Source organism: Micrococcaceae bacterium Sec5.7 (assembly GCA_039636785.1).
In the GTDB taxonomy this organism is placed as follows: Bacteria; Actinomycetota; Actinomycetes; order Actinomycetales; family Micrococcaceae; genus Arthrobacter.
In genome coordinates this window covers 304,364-324,135 of sequence record CP144169.1, presented here as the reverse complement: position 1 = coordinate 324,135, position 19,772 = coordinate 304,364, and the positions used below count along the sequence as shown (strand labels likewise).

Below are 19,772 nucleotides of genomic sequence, written 5' to 3'. Positions count from 1 at the left end.
ACGCGCCGGCAGCGATGCCGGTATTCTTTGCACGCTCGATAGAGTTATTCTGTGCGCAATTACACTACAGAAGCTCAGCCCACCGCTCTGGTGGGGCCGTGGCTCGAGCCGCTGCTGCCGGAACTGATCGATTTCCGCCGGGACCTGCACGCGCACCCTGAGCTGTCGTTCAAAGAGTTCCGCACCACCGACAAACTGGTGGAACGACTGCAAACCGCAGGGCTGGCCCCGCGCCGGCTTGAAGGCACGGGGCTGACGGTGGACATCGGCGAGGGTCCCATCGCCACCGCACTCCGCGGGGACATTGACGCGTTGCCTATTATCGAGGAGACCGGGCTTCCCTTCGCCTCCAAAAATCATGGCGTAACCCATGCCTGCGGCCATGACATCCACACCACCACCATGCTGGGTGTGGCCCTGATCCTGCAGAGCATGCATCAGGAATCACCCCTGCGCGGAAGGGTGCGCATCATTTTCCAGCCCGCAGAGGAAACCATGCCGGGCGGCGCTCTCTCCTGCATCGAACAGGGTGTCCTGGACGGTGTGCCGCGCATCCTGGCGCTGCACTGTGATCCGAGGATCGACGTCGGGCGCATCGGTACCCGCATCGGGGCCATCACCTCCGCCTCGGACACCATCAAGATCGAGCTGAGCGGCCGCGGTGGCCATACTTCGCGTCCGCACCTCACCGAGGACCTCGTGTTCGCGCTGGCCCAGATCGCTGTCAACGTTCCGGCAGTGTTGTCACGCCGTGTTGATGTGCGCAGCGGTGTTTCGGTGGTCTGGGGCCAGATCAACGCAGGCTCGGCGCCCAACGCCATTCCGGGGACCGGATACATGGCCGGCACCATGCGGTGCCTGGACCGCGATGCCTGGCACAGCGCCGGCGAACTGCTGGATGAAGTAGTGCGGCAGGTGGCGGAGCCCTATGGCGTTGACGTCCATCTTGAGCACACCAGGGGAGTGCCGCCGGTGGTGAACTCCGAGCACGAGACGGCCCTGATCGAAGCGGCCGCCCGTGCCGAAATCGGTGAAGGCGCCGTGGTGCTCACGCCCCAGTCCATGGGCGGCGAGGACTTCGCCTGGTTCCTGGCCGAACTTCCCGGAGCCATGATGCGCCTGGGCACCAAGACGCCGGGCGGCGAGGAATACGATCTCCACCGCGGCGACTACATCCTGGATGAGCGAGCCCTGGGTTTGGGCATCCAGGTGCTTACCGCCGCCGCCCTGCGCACCATCCGGGACCTCTGAACCCTCCCATTCCCTGGCGCAAACGGACACTTGAGGCCCTGATTTCGGAGTCCTGATCTCGGAGATTTCGCGGCCTCAGCTGCCCGTTATGCGCTCGTGTTTGACCAATGGAGTTGTGCACAATTGAATTGTGCGCTATCGTTTTAGACGTGACCGATGCCCCCAGACTGGACCGCCAGGTGTGCTTCGCCCTCTACTCGGCGTCGCGGGCGGCCACTGCCGTTTACCGGCCCATGCTCGACGCAATGGGCCTGACGTATCCTCAGTACCTCGTGATGCTGGTGCTGTGGGAAAACGAACCGCGCGGGGTCAAAGAGCTGGGCGATGAACTGGGCCTGGATTCCGGCACACTGTCACCGTTGCTCAAGCGGCTCGAGGCGCTGGGGCTCGTGGAGCGACGCCGGTCCGCCGAGGACGAGCGCAGGGTGGCCGTCCAACTGACTGACACAGGCCAGGCACTCAGCAGCAAAGCCACCGGGATCCCGCAGCACCTGGCTGATGCAGCAGGCCTTACGGCCGCGGAGCTTGACCAGCTCCGGGACACCCTGGGCAGGCTCACGGCCGCCCTCCACGACTCACACTGATCCCAATCCAACAGACTTCCAATCCAATAGAACGGACAGCACATGAAGACTCTTTACACTGCCGAGGCACTGGCCTCCGGCGAAGGCCGCGACGGCCACGCACGCACCAAAGACGGCAAACTCGACGTCGGTCTGGCCAGCCCGGTAGAGCTCGGCGGCAACGGCGAAGGAACCAACCCGGAGCAGCTTTTCGCCGCAGGGTACGCGGCCTGCTTTCATTCAGCCCTCCGGCTGGTGGGCCGCAAGCAACGTGCCGATCTGAGCGATTCCGCCGTGGCTGCCAAGATCCATTTCGGCGCCCTCGACAGCGGTGAAGGCTACGGCCTGGCGGCTGAGCTGGAGATTGCCCTGCCCGCCCTGGACCGGGAGACTGCGGAGGCGCTGATGGCGAAGGCCCACCGGATCTGCCCCTACTCCAACGCCACACGCGGCAACATGGACGTCGCCATCAACCTCGTGGAGTTCGCAGCATGAGCGACAACCAGGCAGTCCAGCTGCCGGCGTCAACCCGCGAAATCCGGCTCGCGTCGCGCCCCGTGGGCCGGCCGGTTCCGGAGAACTTCCGGTTGGCCGAGGCGCCGTTGCCGCAACTCCAGGACGGCCAGGTTCTGGTCCGCAACCTTTACCTCTCCGTTGACCCGTACATGCGGGGCCGGATGAATGATGTGAAGTCCTATTCAGCACCGTTTGCCCTGGATGCAGCGCTCGACGGCGGAGCGGTAGGTGAGGTGATCGCGTCCAGATCCGAAGGACGCAAGGTGGGGGACGCCGTCGTGCATCAACTCGGCTGGCGCGAATACACGGTAGTGGATGTCGGAGCAACCACACTGGCGCGCACGGATCTCGCTCCGGCGTCGGCGTTCCTCGGGGCGCTGGGCATGACCGGCCTGACAGCGTATGCCGGCCTCCTCAAGGTGGCCGAATTCAAGGCCGGGGATGCAGTCTTCGTCTCGGGCGCCGCCGGGGCCGTGGGTTCGCTGGTGGGGCAGATTGCCAGGGCCATGGGCGCTTCCCGGGTGATCGGGAGCGCCGGCACGCCGGAAAAAGTGGCCCGGCTGCTCGAGCTTGGCTTCGATGCCGCCTTCAACTACCACGACGGTCCCGTTCGGGATCAGCTGAAGGAAGCCGCCGGAGAGAACGGGATCGACGTCTACTTCGACAACGTCGGCGGGGACCACCTTGAGGCCGCCTTGTCGGTGCTGAACGTGGGCGGACACGTGGCCATGTGCGGTGCCATCTCGCAGTACAACTCCACCGAACCGCCCGCCGGTCCGCGGAACCTGATGGCAGCAATCGGCAAGCAGCTGACCCTCCGCGGATTCCTGGTGGGCGGCCAGCGGAAGCACGCTGCCGAATTCGCGGAAAAGATGTCGGCCTGGCTGGCGGACGGAACCATCAGCTACGACGAGACCATGGTGGACGGGCTGGAGAACGCTCCGCAGGCCTTTATGGATCTGCTGGACGGCGCCAACACCGGCAAGATGCTGGTGCGGATCTAAGCGGGACCATGCTGTCAGCAGCAGCAGCAGCGGGCGCCGTGTGACTTGGGGCGCCCGCTACTGCTTGGTAACAAGTTCTCAACAATCTTCAGGTCTCAGCCCGCATGTGGTACTGGACGTGTCGCAGGCCACTAAAGTATCTTGCATCAGTGCGCCTCGGCGCAGTGCTGCGAAACCATCAGTGAAAACAGAATTTCAGTGTAGAAACGGACACTCATTGAATCCCCGTCGTGGCGCCTATCTCTTTCTTCCTGGAGGAAAATTGAAGAACTCACTGCGTGCTAATCTCAAGCGCGGTTCAATGGCCGGCGTGGCCTCCGTTGGTGCCGCAGCGCTGCTGCTCACCGGCTGTGGAGCTGCCCCGGAAGCCGGTGGCCCGTCCGCCACGGCAAGTAACTACACCGGCTGCATTGTCTCCGACTCCGGGGGATTCGATGACCAGTCATTCAACCAGTCTTCCTACGAAGGCCTGAAGAAGGCCGAGACGGATCTGGGAATCAAGGTCAACCAGGTCGAGTCCAAGACCAACAACGATTTCGAGCCCAACCTGCGTGCCATGGTCACCGCCGGTTGCGACCTCACGGTAACGGTGGGCTTCCTGCTGGGCGACGCCACCAAAAAGCAGGCCACAGCCAACCCGGACAGCCACTTCGCCATCATTGACTTCGGCTACAAAACCCCCATCAGCAACGTCAAGCCCATCATCTACGACACCGCCCAGGCAGCTTTCCTGGCCGGCTACCTCGCAGCCGGCTCCACCAAGACCGGAACAGTGGCCACCTTCGGCGGGATCAAGATCCCCACGGTCACCATCTTCATGGACGGCTACGCGGACGGCGTGAAGTACTACAACGAGCAAAAGGGAAAGACCGTCAAGGTCCTTGGCTGGGACAAGGCCAAGCAGGACGGCAGCTTCACCGGCGACTTTGAAAAGCAGGACAAGGGCAAGCAGTTCACCCAGAACTTCCTGGACCAGGGTGCAGACATCGTGATGCCCGTTGCCGGTCCGGTTGGCAAGGGTGCCGGCGCGGCCCTGAAGGAAGCCAAGGCAGCAGGCAAGGACGTGAAGCTCATCTGGGTCGACTCCGACGGCTTCCTGACGGCTCCTGACTACAAGGACCTTATGCTCTCCTCTGTGATCAAGCAGATGGGCGAGGCCGTTGAGACCGTTGTGAAGGACGACAAGGACGGCAAGTTCTCCAACACGCCGTACGTCGGCACCCTCGCTAACGACGGAGTCAGCCTGGCCCCGTTCCACAGCCTCGAATCCCAGGTTCCGGCCGAGCTCAAGACGGAGCTGGACCAGATCAAGAAGGACATCGTTGACGGCAAGCTGAAGGTTGAGTCCGCAGCCAGCCCCAAGGCATAACTTCCCACGCCAAGCGCCACCACCCGGATGGTCATTGACTCGCCGGGCGGTGGCGCTTTTCGTTGCGGATGGTCCGCTCAACCAAGGACTGCAGGCACTAGGCTGGTGCTGCAGCCACATATCCCGCTCGGGTTCATTGCCGGGCGCTTCGAGATTGGTCAGAGTTTTGAAACTTGAACTCAAGGGGATCACCAAACGCTTCGGCTCCCTGGTGGCCAACGATCACATAGACGTGGTTGTTGAATCCGGACAGATCCACTGTCTGCTGGGCGAGAACGGTGCCGGAAAATCCACCCTGATGAATGTGCTGTATGGGCTGTACGAGCCCAGCGAGGGTGAAATCCTGGTCGACGGCAAGCCTGTCACCTTCCGCGGCCCCGGCGATGCCATGGCCGCGGGGATCGGCATGGTGCACCAGCATTTCATGCTGGTGCCGGTCTTCACCGTGGCCGAGAACGTGGCGCTGGGCGCCGAAACAACCAAAGCGGGCGGCTTCCTGAACCTGGACGACACCCGACGCAAGATCAAGGAGATTTCTGACAGATACGGGTTCGACGTCGACCCCGACGCCCTCGTGGAGGACCTCCCCGTGGGCGTCCAGCAGCGTGTGGAAATCATCAAAGCACTGGTGCGCAACGCCAAGGTGCTGATCCTGGATGAGCCCACTGCCGTGCTTACTCCGCAGGACACCGACGAACTGCTGGACATCATGCGTCAGCTGAAAAGCCACGGCACCTCGATTGTGTTCATTTCGCACAAACTCCGTGAAGTGAAGGCAGTGTCCGACACTATTACGGTCATCAGGCGCGGCAAGGTGGTGGGTACGGCGGACCCAGGCGCCTCGACCACTGAGCTGGCGTCCATGATGGTGGGCCGTGCGGTCAGCCTGACCCTGGACAAGGCCCCCGCCCAACCCCAGGAAACTACGTTCCAGGTCAAGGACCTCACCGTTATCGCACCAAGCGGCCAACATGTGGTGGACGGCATCAGCTTCGGCGTCGCCCGCGGTGAAATCCTTGCCGTGGCCGGTGTCCAGGGCAACGGCCAGACGGAGCTGACGGAGGCCATCCTGGGGCTGCAGGAACGCTGCCACGGCTCCATCCTCCTTGACGGGGAGGAACTCCTGGGCCGCAGCGTCAAGGAGGTGCTCAAGGCAGGCGTCGGCTTCGTTCCGGAGGACCGGACCGTCGACGGACTCATCGGCACCTTTTCCATTGCGGAGAACCTGGTGCTGGATCTGTACGATCAGCCGCCCTTTGCCAGGGGCATCAGCATGAGCCCCGCCAAAATCCTGGAGAATGCCAGGTCACGGATTGACGAATTCGACGTCCGTACACCCTCGGGCTCCTTGGCCGCAGGAACGCTGTCCGGCGGCAACCAGCAGAAAGTGGTGATGGCACGGGAGCTCTCCCGGCCGCTCCGTCTGTTCATTGCCTCCCAGCCCACCCGTGGTGTGGACGTGGGATCCATCGAGTTCCTGCACCAGCGCATCGTTGCCGAGCGGGACAACGGCACACCGGTCCTGATCGTGTCCACCGAGCTGGACGAGGTTATGGAACTGGCTGACCGCATTGCCGTGCTGTACAAAGGCAAACTGGTGGGCATAGTCCCGGCAGGGACGGGACGCGACGTCCTGGGCCTGATGATGGCAGGGCTGGCGCCCGAGGAAGCCCACACGGACCGTCCGGTGAAGATTCCCTCCTCCCCCGCCGAAGGAGGCGACAATGTCTGACAAGCAACCCCACAGGCACGCTGCCGAGCAGCCTGCCGAGAAACGCCACAAGAGCAAACCTGCTGCTGAAGAAATAGCTGCAGCAGCGTCCCTGGACACAGCCGGCGGAGCAATTGAGCCTTCAGCTGTCCCCATGTCGGCCCAGAGCGGCACCCTGCCCGGTGGCCCGGACACACTCCTGCGCAAGATCTTCACCGGCAGTGGCACGGTGTCCGTTCTGGCTGTGCTGCTGGCGCTGATACTCGGAGGATTGCTCATTGCCAGCACGGACAAGCAGGTGGGGGCCACGGCAAGTTACATCCTCGCCCGGCCCTCGGACTTCCTCTCAGCTGTATGGACCGCCGCCACCCGATCGTATGTGGCCCTGTTCCAGGGCTCGGTCTTCAACCCGCGCGGTGCCGGGCTGGCAGGCCAGTCTGCCCCGCTGATGGAAACCCTGACCATCGCCACCCCGCTGGTCACTGCAGGCCTTGGCGTTGCCCTTGCCTTCCGTGCGGGACTCTTCAACATCGGTGCGCAGGGCCAGATCATCATGGCCGGCATCCTGGCTGCCTGGGTGGGCTTCGCACTGCATCTCCCGGTAGGCCTGCACCTGCTGCTGGTTCTGGTGGCCGGCATCGTCGGCGGCGCCATCTGGGGGGGACTGGTGGGGCTTCTGAAGGCTCGGACCGGCGCCCATGAGGTCATCCTGACCATCATGTTCAACTACATCGCGTTGTACTTCCTCCGGTACCTGCTGGATACTCAAGCTTTCCAGCGGCCGGGGGAGTCCAATCCGATCTCCCCGATCCTGGATCCGAACGCCGTCTACCCACAGATCCTGGGTACGCAGTACCGGCTCCACCTCGGCTTCATCCTGGCCATCGCCGCCACGGTGCTGGTGTGGTGGCTGCTCAACCGCTCCACCGTGGGCTTCGAGTTCAGGGCCGTGGGAGCCAACCCCAAGGCCGCGCAGACGGCCGGCATCAACGTCTTCCGGTCCACCATCCTGGTGATGGCAATCGCCGGCGCCCTGGCAGGCCTGTCCGGTGTGGCCCAGGTTGCAGGAACCGAGAAGGTCCTGACCGACGGCGTTGCGGCAACCTACGGGTTCGACGCAATCACCGTGGCGCTGCTGGGACGCTCGACGCCGTGGGGGACTTTCGCAGCCGGCCTGCTGTTCGGCGCCTTCCGCGCCGGAGCCGTCCAGATGCAGATCCAGACCGGCACCCCGATCGACATCGTCTTGGTGGTCCAGTCGCTGATCGTCCTGTTCATCGCGGCTCCGCCGCTGGTCCGCGCAGTGTTCGGGCTGAATCCGCGCCGCAGGAAAACGGCAAAAGCCGGCACGTCCCACAAGGCCGCAACCACCGGAGGTGCCGCATGAGCGCAACAGCAACAGCCCCCCGGCCGGGGACCCCGCAGCCGGAAACTGAAAACGTCCCGGTCACGTCGGCAAAGCCGGTCACGTGGCAGACCCCCGTCCTGCTGGCGGGCCTTGGCATTGTGGCCTTCATCTTCTTCGGCCTGATGGGTCCCAACCAGACAGCCAGGTTCGGCATCTCCTCAGGCGGCGATTTCTTCCAGCTTCCGGCCCTCGAGGTACCGGCGTTCCTGGGCGGCATTGTCCTGTCCGTGATCATGCTCGGCCTGGCCGGCTACACCGTGTACCTCAAGACCAGGAGCCGGGCCGCCCCCGGCTGGCTGTCGATCGCCTTTATTGTGCTGTTTGTGGCCGCATTCCTGATCTGGGTTGTGGGCGGGGCCCGCACTCCCAGCATCTCGCTGGCTGGCCTGATTGCAGGCTCCGTGACATTGGCCGTGCCGCTGGTCTTCGGTTCCCTGTCCGGTGTGCTGTGTGAACGCGTGGGCGTGGTGAACATTGCCATCGAAGGCCAGCTCCTCGGCGGCGCCTTCACCGCGGCCATGGTGGCCTCCATGACCAAGAGTCCCTTCATCGGCCTGCTGGCCGCGGCTGCGGCGGGCGCTGTCGTCTCCATGGTGCTGGCACTCTTCAGCATCAAGTACCTCGTGAACCAGATCATTGTGGGCGTGGTGCTCAACGTGCTGGTTTCCGGTGTCACCGGCTTCCTGTTCAGCACCGTGATGCAGGCCAACAAAGAGCAGTTCAATTCGCCCGGCCGGCTGCCCATCATCGACATCCCGGTGCTCTCCAGCATCCCCGTGCTCGGGCCCATCCTGTTCAAGCAGTCCGTGGTGGGCTACCTCATGTACATTGCAGTGATCGTTGTATGGATCGGGCTGTTCAAGACCAAGTGGGGTCTCAGGGTCCGTGCAGTGGGCGAACACCCCCAGGCTGCGGACACCATGGGCATCAGGGTCAACGCCACACGGTTCTGGAACGTGACCCTGGGCGGCGCAATTGCCGGCATCGGCGGTTCCTTCTTCACGCTGGTGGCGATCGACAGCTTCACCAAGGAGATCTCCGGCGGGCGAGGCTTCATTGCCCTGGCTGCCCTGATCTTCGGACGCTGGAATCCGATCGGCGCCTTCTTCGCCGCGCTGCTGTTCGGCTTCGCGGACAATCTGCAGAGCATCGTGACCATCATCGGCACCCCGGTGCCCAGCCAGTTCATGGCCATGCTTCCGTATCTGGTGACGGTCCTGGCCGTGGCCGGACTGGTTGGCAGGTCCAGGCCGCCGGCGGCCAGCGGCATACCGTACGTCAAGGGCTGATGGAGGTGCCGGATGCCGAAGCCCCGTCCGTGCCGGACAACGCTGCCCCGGCAACAGGGGACGTCGACTGGCGTGCCCTGGCAGAAGCGGCGTACAGCGCCATGAAAAACGCCTACGCCCCGTATTCCAAGTTCCCGGTGGGGGCAGCCGCCCTCACCGCGGACGGCCGGATTGTCAGCGGCTGCAATGTGGAAAACGCCAGCTACGGCCTGACGCTGTGCGCGGAATGCGCCATGGTGGGCAATCTCCGGATGACCGGCGGCGGGCTGCTGCGTGCCTTCTACTGTGTGGACGAAGGCGGCAACGTTCTGATGCCGTGCGGGCGTTGCCGCCAGCTGCTGTATGAATTCCGGGCTCCCGGCATGGAGCTTATGACCACGCACGGAATCAAGACGATGGACCAGGTGCTCCCCGATGCATTTGGTCCCCAACACCTGGAGGAACCCCGGTGACAAGCACCACAAATAAAACCGAAGCGTTCGACGCCGTCGACATCATCCGCATCAAGCGGGACAAAGGCATGCTGAACCCCGAGCAGATCGATTGGACCATCGACGCCTACACGCGCGGTGTCATCGCCGACGAGCAGATGGCGGCCCTGAACATGGCCATCCTGCTCAACGGCATGGACCGGTCGGAAATATCCCGCTGGACCGCGGCCATGATCGCCTCCGGCGAGAGGATGGACTTTTCCAGCCTGCGGCGCCCCGACGGCAGTGTGAAGCCGACGAGCGACAAACACTCCACTGGTGGCGTGGGGGATAAGATCACGCTGCCGCTGGCGCCTCTGGTGGCTGTTTTCGGTGTGGCAGTCCCGCAGCTGTCCGGGCGCGGACTGGGCCACACAGGCGGAACACTGGACAAGTTGGAGTCCATCCCGGGTTGGCGCGCAGACCTGAGCAATGAGGAAATGATGGCCCAGCTGCAGGATGTCGGTGCAGTCATCTGCGCAGCCGGTGCCGGCCTGGCTCCGGCGGACAAGAAGCTTTATGCCCTCCGGGACGTTACGGGAACTGTGGAAGCGATTCCGCTGATTGCGTCCTCGATCATGAGCAAGAAAATCGCCGAAGGCACCGGCTCGCTGGTCCTGGACGTCAAGGTGGGCAGCGGCGCGTTCATGAAGGACGAGGCCCGTGCCCGGGAACTCGCAGAGACCATGGTGGCCCTGGGCAAGGATGCCGGCGTCAACACGGTGGCCCTGCTGACCAACATGAGCACTCCGCTGGGCCTCACGGCCGGAAACGCCATCGAGGTGGAGGAATCCGTGGAGGTGCTGGCCGGCGGGGGACCGGAGGACGTGGTGGAGCTCACAATCCGCCTGGCCGAGGAGATGCTCGCGTGCGCCGGAGTCCACGACGCCGATCCCGGGGCTGCCCTCAAGGATGGCCGCGCCATGGACGTCTGGAACCGCATGATCGAGGCACAGGGCGGAGATCCCCGGGCCACACTCCCTGTTGCCAGGGAGTCCGAGGTCATCTACGCCCCGGCAGACGGTGTCCTCGTGGAACTCGATGCCCTGTCCGTAGGTGTTGCTGCCTGGCGTCTCGGTGCCGGACGTGCCCGCAAGGAAGATGCCGTCCAGGCTGGCGCCGGCGTGCGGATGCATGCCAAACCAGGTGCCATGGTCAGGGCGGGCGAACAACTAATGACGCTTCTGACGGATACCCCGGAGAAGTTCGCCCGGGCAAAGGAAGCACTGAAGGACGCGGTGGTCATTGCTCCCGAGGGTTCCCGCCCGGCGCAGAAGCTCATCATCGACCGCATATCCTGAGCCAATGCAGGCGATCAACGACTTCATCCTGGCCGCCGCGGGGCAGCCCTGGGTGCTCTTCCTGGTTCTGGCCAGCTGCATCATTGATGGTTTCTTCCCGCCGATTCCCAGCGAATCCGTGGTGGTCGGCCTGGCGGCAGTTTCCGCAACGGCAGATGTCCCCAACCCGTGGCTGCTTATTCTCGTCGCGGCGCTGGGGGCCTTCTCGGGCGACAACATTGCCTACCTGATCGGCCGGCGGGTCGGGACCGGCAGGTGGCGCTGGATGCGGGGTCCCCGCATGCAGAAGGCGTTTGACTGGGCCGGCCGCGAACTCAGGAAACGGCCCGCGTCACTGATCCTGGTGGCGCGCTTTGTCCCGATCGGGCGGGTGGCAGTTAACCTCACGGCCGGGGCCACGGGTTATGCCCACATGCGGTTTGTTGGCCTGACGGTACTTTCCGCCAGCCTCTGGGCCGGGTATTCCGTGGGGATCGGGTTGTTCTTCGGGCAATGGTTTGAAAGCAATCACCTGCTCGGAGCGGCCATCGCGATTGTGTGTGCGATCGTGCTGGGAATCATCGTGGATCTTGTAATCAGCCGTCTGCGCGGGAGCGCCCCGGATCCCTCCGGCGACGAGATTACCGGACGCAAAATCTAGCGGCGTCTCAGCCCACGGGTGGACGCCCCAGGGGCTCGGATATCAGCCCGCGGGACGACGACGGGGGAACGCGCGCCAGCGTACCGTTGTTTTTGTGTTCCCCGGCTCAAGGCGTAGCGAACGACGCCTTGGCCGTGGGACACTGAAGAGCGATTTACATCACTTCCGTCTGCGTTATTTTTGTATGCAGCATTTCGTCTAGGAGCAACACCCGCGTGGAGTTTATTAATTTGGCCGTGCTCCATGCAGCTAGTCAGTGGTGGATCTACCCCGTTCTCCTGGTGTTCTTCTTTGTGGACGGCTTCGCGATGATCCTCCCGAGTGAGACGCTCATTGTGGCCCTGGCGGCGTTTTCCCGGAACAGCGGGGAGCCCAACCTCTGGATTCTTGGTATGACCGCCCTCATCGGCGCCATTGCCGGTGACAACATGGCATTCCTACTGGGCCGGAAAATCGGCCTCGAGCGCTGGAAATGGATGCGGCGGCCAAAAGTACAGAAGGTCTTCGGCTGGGCACGCTACGAACTGGAAAAGCGGGGCGCCGTACTCATATTCACGGCCCGGTACATCCCGTGGGGGCGCGTGGCAGTCAACTACGTCGCCGGCACCACGGGCTTTCCGCACCGCAGGTTTTTCCTGTTGGACGCCTTCGCCTGCGCCACCTGGGTGGTGTATTCCATCGGTATCGGCCTTCTGGCAAGCTCCTTCACATGGCTGCACGAGTACCCGCTGCTGAGCGCGGGCATCGCTGTGGTATTCGCCATTGTCCTCGGCATCATCATCGATCATCTTCTGCGCTGGTGGCATAAGCGGCTCGGCCGCCATGACGCCGCGCCCGCCACCGAAGGTGTCACGGAGCCGAAAGCCGCCTCTGACATCGCCGTCGCTGAAGCTGAATCCGGACGCTGAATTCACCCCGTAGGCGAACGGCTGGCATTGCACGCCCTGCGACCCTAAAGTTGGAACGTGACTGAGCCTATTCCTGACACTGCCCCTGCCCTCGACTTCGACCTGAAGAGCCTTCCCAAGGTGTCCCTTCACGACCATCTGGACGGAGGCCTGCGCCCGGCCACCATCATTGACCTGGCCGAGGCCGTCGGCCACACGCTGCCGTCCACCGATCCCGTTGCCCTGGGCGAATGGTTCCGCGAGTCGGCCGACTCCGGTTCGCTGGTCCGCTACCTCGAGACGTTTGACCACACCATCGCAGTGATGCAGACCAAGGAAGGTCTGCTCCGCGTGGCGAAGGAATTCGTTGAAGACCTCGCGGACGACGGTGTGGTGTACGGCGAGGTGCGATGGGCGCCGGAGCAGCACCTGCAAAAGGGCCTGACGCTTGACGAGGTTGTTGAGGCGATCCAGGAAGGCCTTGAAGCCGGCGTTGACGCCGTGGCCGAAACCGGCCGTGAGATCCAGGTGGGCCAGCTGATCACTGCCATGCGCCATGCCGACCGAGGCCAGGAGATTGCCGAACTCGCCGTCCGCCACCGCAACCGGGGCGCCGTGGGCTTTGACATCGCAGGCGCCGAGGACGGCTTCCTGCCGTCCCGTTTCAAGGAAGCATTCACCTACCTGGCCGAGAACAATTTCCCGGCCACGGTTCATGCCGGAGAGGCTGCCGGTCTGGAGAGCATCCAGTCCGCGCTCGTTGACGGCCGGGCCCTGCGCCTCGGCCACGGCGTCCGCATCGCCGAGGACATCACGGTGGACTTTGATGACGAGGACGCCGAGCCCGGCGATGATGACGGCATCGGCATGGTCACCCTGGGCGAGCTTGCCAGCTGGGTCCGGGACCGCGGCATCGCACTGGAAATCTGCCCCTCCTCCAACCTGCAGACCGGTGCAATTGCCTCGTTCGGAGAAGGCATCGAGAACCACCCGCTGGACATGCTGTACCAGCTCGGATTCAACGTCACCATCAACACGGACAACCGCCTGATGAGCGGTGTGACCCTGACGGACGAGTTCGAGCTCCTGGTTGAGACGTTCGACTACGATCTCGACGATCTGCTGGAGCTCACCCTCAACGCTGCCGAGGCATCCTTCCTTCCGCTGGAGGAAAAGGAAGCCCTGGTTGAGTACATCAACGACGCCTACTCAGGCCTTGGCTAAAGAGCAGCCTGCCGCAACCGATGGGCCCGCGGCGGACGGGCATGACCCGCTGCCGGGGCTGATCGGGACCATCGCGTCCCTCCGCGAGCACTGCCCGTGGATGGCGGCGCTGACCCATGGATCCCTCGTGGAGTATCTCCTCGAGGAGGCCCATGAGGTGGCGGAAACGATCGAAACCGGTGCCGACGACGCTGAGCTGAAAGGCGAGCTGGGGGATGTGCTGCTTCAGGTGGTGCTTCATGCCCGGCTCGCCGAAGAGCGCGGCACGTTCGGTTTCGACGACGTCGCGCGCGGCCTGACTGCCAAGATGGTCCGGCGTAACCCGCACGTCTTCCGGCCGGACGGCTCACTGCAGGATTCCTTCCCGGCCACCGTCGTGGAGATTGTGCGGAAGTGGGACGCCGTGAAGATGGCAGAAAAACCCGAACGGCAGGATCCCTTTGATGGAATCCCTGGAGCACTGCCGGCCCTGGCCAAAGCGCAAAAGTCCCTTGACCGGGCAGCGCGCGCCGGCCTGGCACATCCGGTGGTTGAGCCTGCTTCCCCGGTGGGGAGTGAAACCCGCGGGTCCGGGCGCGCCTTCTCAGAAGACGTCAGAACCCCCGACACCGAAGAGGAGCTCGGGGAGCTGCTGTTCGCCGTCGTCGGCTCCGCCCGGAGCAAGGGGTTCGACGCCGAACGCGCCCTCCGCGGGGCCGTCCGGCGGTACCAGGAGAGCTACCGCGCGCCATAATGACGTCCGGGGGCTGGATAGGTTTCCGTAACCGGCAACACTCTCGACTACGCTGGTACCCGACGAGGACGTCGAGTTTTTCCGCTACGTTTCCCAGCTGTCAGATCCCAAGCAGATCGCTTCACCATAAGGAGCATATTCATGGCGCTTATCGATGCCATCCACGCCCGCGAGATCCTCGATTCCCGCGGCAACCCGACCGTAGAAGTTGAAGTTCTGCTCTCCGATGGCCAGATTGGCCGCGCAGCAGTTCCCTCCGGTGCCTCCACCGGTGAACATGAGGCCGTTGAACTCCGCGACGGAGACAAGGGACGCTACCTTGGCAAGGGTGTCCAGAAAGCCGTTGACGCCGTCATCGACCAGATCGCCCCGGCCCTGATTGGCTTCGACGCCACGGACCAGCGCAGTATCGACCAGGCCATGATTGACCTGGACGGAACCCCCAACAAGAGCAAACTGGGCGCCAACGCCATCCTGGGTGTTTCCCTTGCCGTTGCCAATGCTGCGGCGGCTTCCGCGGACCTGCCGCTGTACAAGTACCTGGGCGGCCCGAACGCCCACGTGCTGCCCGTACCCCTCATGAACATCCTCAACGGCGGCTCGCACGCCGATTCAGACGTCGACATCCAGGAATTCATGGTTGTCCCGCTCGGTGCCGAGACGTTCTCCGAGGGTCTGCGCTGGGGCGTTGAGGTCTACCACGCACTCAAGGCTGTCCTACAGGAAAAGGGCCTGGCCACCGGCCTGGGCGACGAAGGCGGCTTCGCACCGAACCTGCCGTCCAACCGTGCAGCCCTGGACCTCATCCAGGAAGCCATCAAGAACGCCGGGTACACCCCGGGCACGGACATCGCCCTGGCGCTGGACGTTGCTTCTTCCGAGTTCTTCACGGACGGGGCCTACCAGTTTGAAGGCAAGGCACTGACCTCGGCCGAGATGAGCGCCTACTACGCCGAACTGGTTGCCGACTACCCGCTGGTTTCCATAGAGGATCCGCTGGATGAGAACGACTGGGACGGCTGGAAAACACTCACGGACGCCATCGGCGACAAAGTGCAGCTTGTCGGCGACGATCTTTTTGTCACCAACCCGGTCCGCCTGCAGCAGGGACTGGACACCAATACGGCCAACTCCCTGCTGGTGAAGGTCAACCAGATCGGTTCGCTGACCGAAACGCTCGACGCCGTTTCCCTTGCCCAGCGCGCCGGTTACACCACCATCACCTCGCACCGTTCAGGTGAAACCGAGGACACCACCATTGCTGACATCGCCGTTGCCACCAACGCGGGCCAGATCAAGACCGGTGCCCCGGCCCGCTCGGAGCGCGTTGCCAAGTACAACCAGCTGCTGCGCATCGAAGAGGAACTCGATGACGCTGCACGCTACGCCGGCCGCAGCGCCTTCCCGCGTTTCAAGGGCTAGTAGCCGCGTAAACAACTGACCGGTGGCTATGGTGGAAAGACCATAGCCACCGGTTTTTGTTGTTTTGAGTCCGTTCTTATTTGAGGCCTGCGCCAAGCGCCACATGTATCAGGAGTGTCATGGCTACCCGCCGTCCCAAAGTTCCGAGGGTTGCCCCAGCGTCCCGGCAGCCCAAGGAGGCCATCGATGACGCTGACGTCATCCGTGCCGATTTCGGCGGCCCAAAGGCAGGCGCGGCCGCTCAGCAGGCGCCAGAACCCGGCCCAAAACCGGCAGATCCCCGGGCCGGTGCACTGGCGGCCGCCAAGGCCGGAGCCGGGTCCAAGGCCGGAACTGCCGGCCGGCTGAGCGCGTCGGTCAAGGCAGGCGTGGCCGCCGGCAAGCAAGCGGCCAGACCGGGTGGCGGACAAAGTTCCGTCCGGGACGAAGAGAACCAGGATCCGGTACCGGCCAAGGCGTTCTCAGGCCGGATGCTGGCACTTGCCGTGGTGGTGATTGCCATCACCATCATGCTGGCGCCCACCGTCAAGATCTTCATCGACAAACGGGCCGAGATAGCGGCCCTGAACGCAGATATTGCCGCCAGCAAGGCAACGCAGGACGGCCTCAAGCAGCAGGTATCCCGCTGGCAGGATCCGAACTACGTGAAACAGCAGGCCCGCGACCGCATTAACATGGTTATGCCGGGTGAAACAGGCTACTGGGTGTTCGGCAGCGATCTGCCGGCAGGCACAGCCAGTGACCAGCCTGGTGCAGCAGCACAAAACCCCGCCGACTTGCCGTGGGTGGATTCCCTGTGGGAATCCATCAGGCGTTCGGCCACAGACTAGGAGCGGCGCCCGCCGCCGGACTGACCTCTCGGAAACGCAGGTCGGCCATACCCGGGCAGGAAGGATGGCCGCGCCAGTGGAAGAGAACACGGCAATTGCGCCGGAGGAGTCCCGCCAGCCCTCAGCACATGACCTGGAGGTCCTCAGCCGCCAGCTGGGACGTCCGGTCCGCGACGTCGTCGAGATCCCCGCCCGCTGCATCTGCGGAAATCCGCTGGTGGCGGCCACCGCGCCGCGCCTGAGCAACGGGACGCCGTTCCCCACCACGTTTTACCTCACGCATCCGGTGATCACCGCAGCGGTGTCCCGGCTGGAGGCAGCCGGTGTGATGAACGAGATGAACGAACGGCTCGAGGCCGACGCACCGCTTTCCGGCAGCTACCGGGCGGCCCACGAGGCTTATCTGGCGGCACGCGCCTCCATCGGGGAGCGTTGCGGGATCGGCGCCGTCCCCGAAATCGACGGCATCTCAGCCGGTGGCATGCCCACCCGCGTCAAGTGCCTGCACGTCCTGGTGGGCCATTCACTCGCTGCCGGCCCCGGGGTTAACCCGCTCGGTGATGAAGCCGTTGCCGGCATCAGCGAATGGTGGACCCGGAACCGCTGCTACTGCAACGGCGCCTGGGACACCGGCGGCGAAGCCCCTTCGCGGGACCTGAGCCGCCACGGCCCCCAGGGGCTTCCGGGTATTGTGGGCAGGCCGGCTCCGGTCCGTAAATCCGCCGGCAGCAGCGAGGCCGGCCAATGACCCGGGTCGCGGCGATCGACTGCGGCACCAACTCCATCCGTCTCCTGATCGCCGACGTTGACCGCAGCGGCGGGGGAGCACGCCTCACTGACGTCTGGCGCGAGATGCGCGTGGTCCGGCTCGGCCAGGGAGTGGACGCCACAGGCGAACTCGCTCCGGAGGCGCTCGAGCGGACGTTGGCGGCTACCGCGGACTATGCCGCGCTGATCCGCGAGCACGGCGCGAAGAAGATCCGCTTTGTGGCCACCTCGGCCAGCCGGGATGCCCGGAACCGGCAGGTATTTGTGGACGGCATCCGTGAGTTGCTGGGTGTTGAACCGGAAGTGATTTCGGGTGATGAGGAAGCAGCGTTGTCCTTCGCCGGTGCCAGCAGTGTCCTGCCGATCGCGGGGGAGGACCAGGTATTGGTGGTTGACCTCGGCGGCGGGAGCACGGAATTCGTGCTCGGCGGCGCCAGAGGCGTCGTCGCCGCGAAATCTGTCGACGTCGGGTGCGTCCGTCTGACCGAACGCCATCTGCGGAGCGACCCGCCGTCACCGGAGCAGATCGCTGCGGCGGAGGCCGACGTCGACGCCGCCATCACGCGTGCGGGCCTGGACGTTCCGCTGGAACGCGCCACCGCCGTCGTCGGGGTTGCGGGGTCAGTCACCACCATCGCAGCGCATGCGCTGCGGCTCCCCGAGTATTCCCCGGCAGCGATCCACGGCGCCGAGCTGTCCACCGGGGTGATCAGGGCGGCGTCCACCGAGCTGCTGGACATGACCAAAGAACAGCGTGCGGAACTGCCGTACATGCACCCGGGCCGGGTGGACGTGATCGGGGCGGGTGCCTTGGTGTGGCGGCGCATCCTGGACCGCATGGGTGAGATCACCGGCGGCAGGATCATTGCAGCAACCTCCAGCGAGCACGATATTCTGGACGGAATTGCCCTGAGCATCGGTTGACCGAGGCATCAGCCAACCCAGGCAACAGCCTACCGATTTCAGCCAACGAGTATTGGATCCCGAATGATCAGAGCAACAGCCCGGTTCCGCCGGACCGCCTCCGCTCTATTGGCGATGGTTCTTGCCGGTGGCAGCCTCGCCGGGATGCTCGTAGCGGCACCTGCCGCCCAGGCAGATTCGTGGCGGGACAAACAGTATTGGCTCAAGGAATCCGGAATCACCAAGGCGTGGGAAGTCTCCAAGGGCGCCAACGTCAAGGTTGCGGTGATTGACAGCGGCGTGGATGGCAGTCATCCGGATCTGAAAGGCGTTCTGGTGGGCGGGCACGATGCCTCCGGCGCCGGAACCGTTGACGGGAAGAAGAGCATAGGCGCCAAACCTGAACACGGAACCCTCGTGGCCACCATGCTGGCAGGCCGGGGCCACCAGCCCGCGGCTTCCACAGCCAATGCAAGTCCCAGCGGCAGCCCGTCCGCCAAAACGGGTCCGGACGGAATAATCGGTGTTGCACCGGAGGCCCAGATCCTGACCGTTTCGACGTGGCTCGGTTCGGCAAACCCCGGCGGCAAGAGTGATCAGGACCAGATTCCGGAGGCTGTCCGCTGGGCGGTGGACAACGGCGCCAAGGTAATCAACATTTCGCTGGGCAGTACCTCACCGGAGTGGCCGCAGAGCTGGGACGCCGCGTTCCTCTATGCCGAGCAGAAGGACGTCGTTATTGTTGCCGCGGCCGGTAACCGCGTCGGCGGCAACATCCAGGTGGGTGCACCGGCAACCATCCCGGGTGTGCTGACGGTGGCCGGCCTGGACCGGGACGGCGCGGCCAGCGTCGACTCCTCGTCGCAGGGTATCAGCATCGGCGTGGCGGCTCCTGCGGAAAACCTGATTGGGGGCCTGCCCAAAGGCGGCTACGCCGAATGGGCCGGTACTTCCGGCGCCACCCCGATCGTTTCGGGTGTCGCAGCGCTGATCCGTTCCAAGTGGCCGGAGATGAGTGCCAGCCAGGTCATCAACAGAATTGTCACCACTGCCAAAGACTCCGGGGCGCCGGGCAAGGATCCCATCTACGGGTTCGGAGTGCTGAACGCTGAGGCGGCTCTGAAGGATAGAGTCCCCGAGGCCAAGACCAACCCGCTCGGCTCGATCTCAGACTGGATCCGGGTCCACCGCCGCGGAGACCTCGCCGCGCCGGCACCGGTTCCCACCGCCCAGGTGCCCAGCGCTGTTCCCACCCTTCCGAACGCGACAGTTCCTGTGGCGGAACAGCCTTCTCAACTGGACAGTGCGCTGCCGGCTGCTGTGGTCATTGGCTTTGGCGCACTCTTTTTGGCGATTATTGCGGCCGCGGCGTTCCAGCTCCGCAGGGCCCACCGGAATCCACGGAGTGCGCCCGATGAGCCCGATACCGGAGTGCTTGACGCGGCGGATTCCGGCGGCAGAAGGTAGTTAGTGAAGATTTTCA

19 protein-coding genes are annotated in these 19,772 nt (G+C 64.3%); all 19 read left to right on the top strand.

Going from position 1 to position 19,772, the window contains the following annotated elements; all coding sequences use genetic code 11:
* Window positions 1-51: 51 nt before the first annotated feature.
* The 19 genes from V3C33_01410 (at window position 52) to V3C33_01320 (ending at window position 19,756) form a co-directional block, all read left to right on the top strand.
* A complete protein-coding gene (locus V3C33_01410) occupies window positions 52-1,251 on the top strand; it encodes an amidohydrolase (protein ID XAS68016.1) in 1,200 nt (399 codons plus the stop codon).
* Between the two features lie 149 nt (window positions 1,252-1,400).
* Window positions 1,401-1,835, top strand: a complete 435-nt coding sequence (locus V3C33_01405) for a MarR family transcriptional regulator (protein XAS68015.1) — start codon at window positions 1,401-1,403, stop codon at window positions 1,833-1,835.
* A gap of 42 nt (window positions 1,836-1,877) precedes the next feature.
* Complete coding sequence (locus V3C33_01400) at window positions 1,878-2,309, top strand: organic hydroperoxide resistance protein (GenBank protein XAS68014.1); 432 nt, start codon at window positions 1,878-1,880, stop codon at window positions 2,307-2,309.
* On the top strand, window positions 2,306-3,334 hold the full coding sequence (locus V3C33_01395; GenBank protein ID XAS68013.1) for an NADP-dependent oxidoreductase: 1,029 nt from the start codon (window positions 2,306-2,308) through the stop codon (window positions 3,332-3,334). The genes V3C33_01400 and V3C33_01395 overlap by 4 nt, the downstream gene beginning before the upstream one ends.
* Window positions 3,335-3,635: 301 nt before the next feature.
* A complete protein-coding gene (locus tag V3C33_01390; protein XAS69613.1) occupies window positions 3,636-4,703 on the top strand; it encodes a BMP family ABC transporter substrate-binding protein in 1,068 nt (355 codons plus the stop codon).
* A 166-nt stretch (window positions 4,704-4,869) separates the two neighbouring features.
* Window positions 4,870-6,435: an ABC transporter ATP-binding protein gene (locus tag V3C33_01385; protein XAS68012.1), complete on the top strand. Its 1,566-nt coding sequence runs from the start codon at window positions 4,870-4,872 to the stop codon at window positions 6,433-6,435.
* On the top strand, window positions 6,428-7,801 hold the full coding sequence (locus V3C33_01380) for an ABC transporter permease (GenBank protein XAS68011.1): 1,374 nt from the start codon (window positions 6,428-6,430) through the stop codon (window positions 7,799-7,801). Before V3C33_01385 ends, V3C33_01380 begins: the two co-directional genes overlap by 8 nt.
* Window positions 7,798-9,111: an ABC transporter permease gene (locus V3C33_01375; GenBank protein XAS68010.1), complete on the top strand. Its 1,314-nt coding sequence runs from the start codon at window positions 7,798-7,800 to the stop codon at window positions 9,109-9,111. Before V3C33_01380 ends, V3C33_01375 begins: the two co-directional genes overlap by 4 nt.
* Window positions 9,111-9,563 carry a cytidine deaminase gene (locus tag V3C33_01370; protein ID XAS68009.1) on the top strand — a complete coding sequence of 151 codons (453 nt, stop codon included), beginning with the start codon at window positions 9,111-9,113 and terminating at the stop codon, window positions 9,561-9,563. The genes V3C33_01375 and V3C33_01370 overlap by 1 nt, the downstream gene beginning before the upstream one ends.
* Window positions 9,560-10,882: a thymidine phosphorylase gene (locus V3C33_01365; GenBank protein XAS68008.1), complete on the top strand. Its 1,323-nt coding sequence runs from the start codon at window positions 9,560-9,562 to the stop codon at window positions 10,880-10,882. The genes V3C33_01370 and V3C33_01365 overlap by 4 nt, the downstream gene beginning before the upstream one ends.
* A gap of 4 nt (window positions 10,883-10,886) precedes the next feature.
* A complete protein-coding gene (locus tag V3C33_01360) occupies window positions 10,887-11,522 on the top strand; it encodes a DedA family protein (protein XAS68007.1) in 636 nt (211 codons plus the stop codon).
* 215 nt (window positions 11,523-11,737) lie between these two features.
* Window positions 11,738-12,430 carry a DedA family protein gene (locus V3C33_01355; GenBank protein XAS68006.1) on the top strand — a complete coding sequence of 231 codons (693 nt, stop codon included), beginning with the start codon at window positions 11,738-11,740 and terminating at the stop codon, window positions 12,428-12,430.
* Window positions 12,431-12,487: 57 nt separating this feature from the next.
* Window positions 12,488-13,633: an adenosine deaminase gene (locus V3C33_01350; GenBank protein ID XAS68005.1), complete on the top strand. Its 1,146-nt coding sequence runs from the start codon at window positions 12,488-12,490 to the stop codon at window positions 13,631-13,633.
* A 100-nt stretch (window positions 13,634-13,733) separates the two neighbouring features.
* Complete coding sequence (locus V3C33_01345) at window positions 13,734-14,366, top strand: MazG nucleotide pyrophosphohydrolase domain-containing protein (GenBank protein XAS69612.1); 633 nt, start codon at window positions 13,734-13,736, stop codon at window positions 14,364-14,366.
* A 141-nt stretch (window positions 14,367-14,507) separates the two neighbouring features.
* Complete coding sequence (eno, locus tag V3C33_01340; GenBank protein XAS68004.1) at window positions 14,508-15,788, top strand: phosphopyruvate hydratase; 1,281 nt, start codon at window positions 14,508-14,510, stop codon at window positions 15,786-15,788.
* Window positions 15,789-15,907: 119 nt separating this feature from the next.
* Window positions 15,908-16,618, top strand: a complete 711-nt coding sequence (locus V3C33_01335; protein XAS68003.1) for a septum formation initiator family protein — start codon at window positions 15,908-15,910, stop codon at window positions 16,616-16,618.
* Between the two features lie 76 nt (window positions 16,619-16,694).
* Window positions 16,695-17,366 (top strand): DUF501 domain-containing protein, encoded by a 672-nt coding sequence (locus V3C33_01330; GenBank protein ID XAS68002.1) that lies wholly within the window; start codon window positions 16,695-16,697, stop codon window positions 17,364-17,366.
* Complete coding sequence (locus tag V3C33_01325; GenBank protein XAS68001.1) at window positions 17,363-18,310, top strand: Ppx/GppA phosphatase family protein; 948 nt, start codon at window positions 17,363-17,365, stop codon at window positions 18,308-18,310. Before V3C33_01330 ends, V3C33_01325 begins: the two co-directional genes overlap by 4 nt.
* A gap of 63 nt (window positions 18,311-18,373) precedes the next feature.
* Entirely contained in the window at window positions 18,374-19,756 is a 1,383-nt protein-coding gene (locus V3C33_01320) for a S8 family serine peptidase (GenBank protein XAS68000.1), read from the top strand.
* Window positions 19,757-19,772: the final 16 nt, after the last annotated feature.

Bases quoted from the DNA above. Each gene is read 5' to 3' on its own strand.
- V3C33_01400 (XAS68014.1), top strand. From the start codon at position 1,878: ATGAAGACTCTTTACACTGCCGAGGCACTGGCCTCCGGCGAAGGCCGC.
- V3C33_01395 (XAS68013.1), top strand. From the start codon at position 2,306: ATGAGCGACAACCAGGCAGTCCAGCTGCCGGCGTCAACCCGCGAAATC.
- V3C33_01390 (XAS69613.1), top strand. From the start codon at position 3,636: ATGGCCGGCGTGGCCTCCGTTGGTGCCGCAGCGCTGCTGCTCACCGGC.
- V3C33_01380 (XAS68011.1), top strand. From the start codon at position 6,428: ATGTCTGACAAGCAACCCCACAGGCACGCTGCCGAGCAGCCTGCCGAG.
- V3C33_01375 (XAS68010.1), top strand. From the start codon at position 7,798: ATGAGCGCAACAGCAACAGCCCCCCGGCCGGGGACCCCGCAGCCGGAA.
- V3C33_01370 (XAS68009.1), top strand. From the start codon at position 9,111: ATGGAGGTGCCGGATGCCGAAGCCCCGTCCGTGCCGGACAACGCTGCC.
- V3C33_01360 (XAS68007.1), top strand. From the start codon at position 10,887: ATGCAGGCGATCAACGACTTCATCCTGGCCGCCGCGGGGCAGCCCTGG.
- V3C33_01345 (XAS69612.1), top strand. From the start codon at position 13,734: ATGGCGGCGCTGACCCATGGATCCCTCGTGGAGTATCTCCTCGAGGAG.
- eno (XAS68004.1), top strand. From the start codon at position 14,508: ATGGCGCTTATCGATGCCATCCACGCCCGCGAGATCCTCGATTCCCGC.
- V3C33_01335 (XAS68003.1), top strand. From the start codon at position 15,908: ATGGCTACCCGCCGTCCCAAAGTTCCGAGGGTTGCCCCAGCGTCCCGG.
- V3C33_01325 (XAS68001.1), top strand. From the start codon at position 17,363: ATGACCCGGGTCGCGGCGATCGACTGCGGCACCAACTCCATCCGTCTC.
- V3C33_01320 (XAS68000.1), top strand. From the start codon at position 18,374: ATGATCAGAGCAACAGCCCGGTTCCGCCGGACCGCCTCCGCTCTATTG.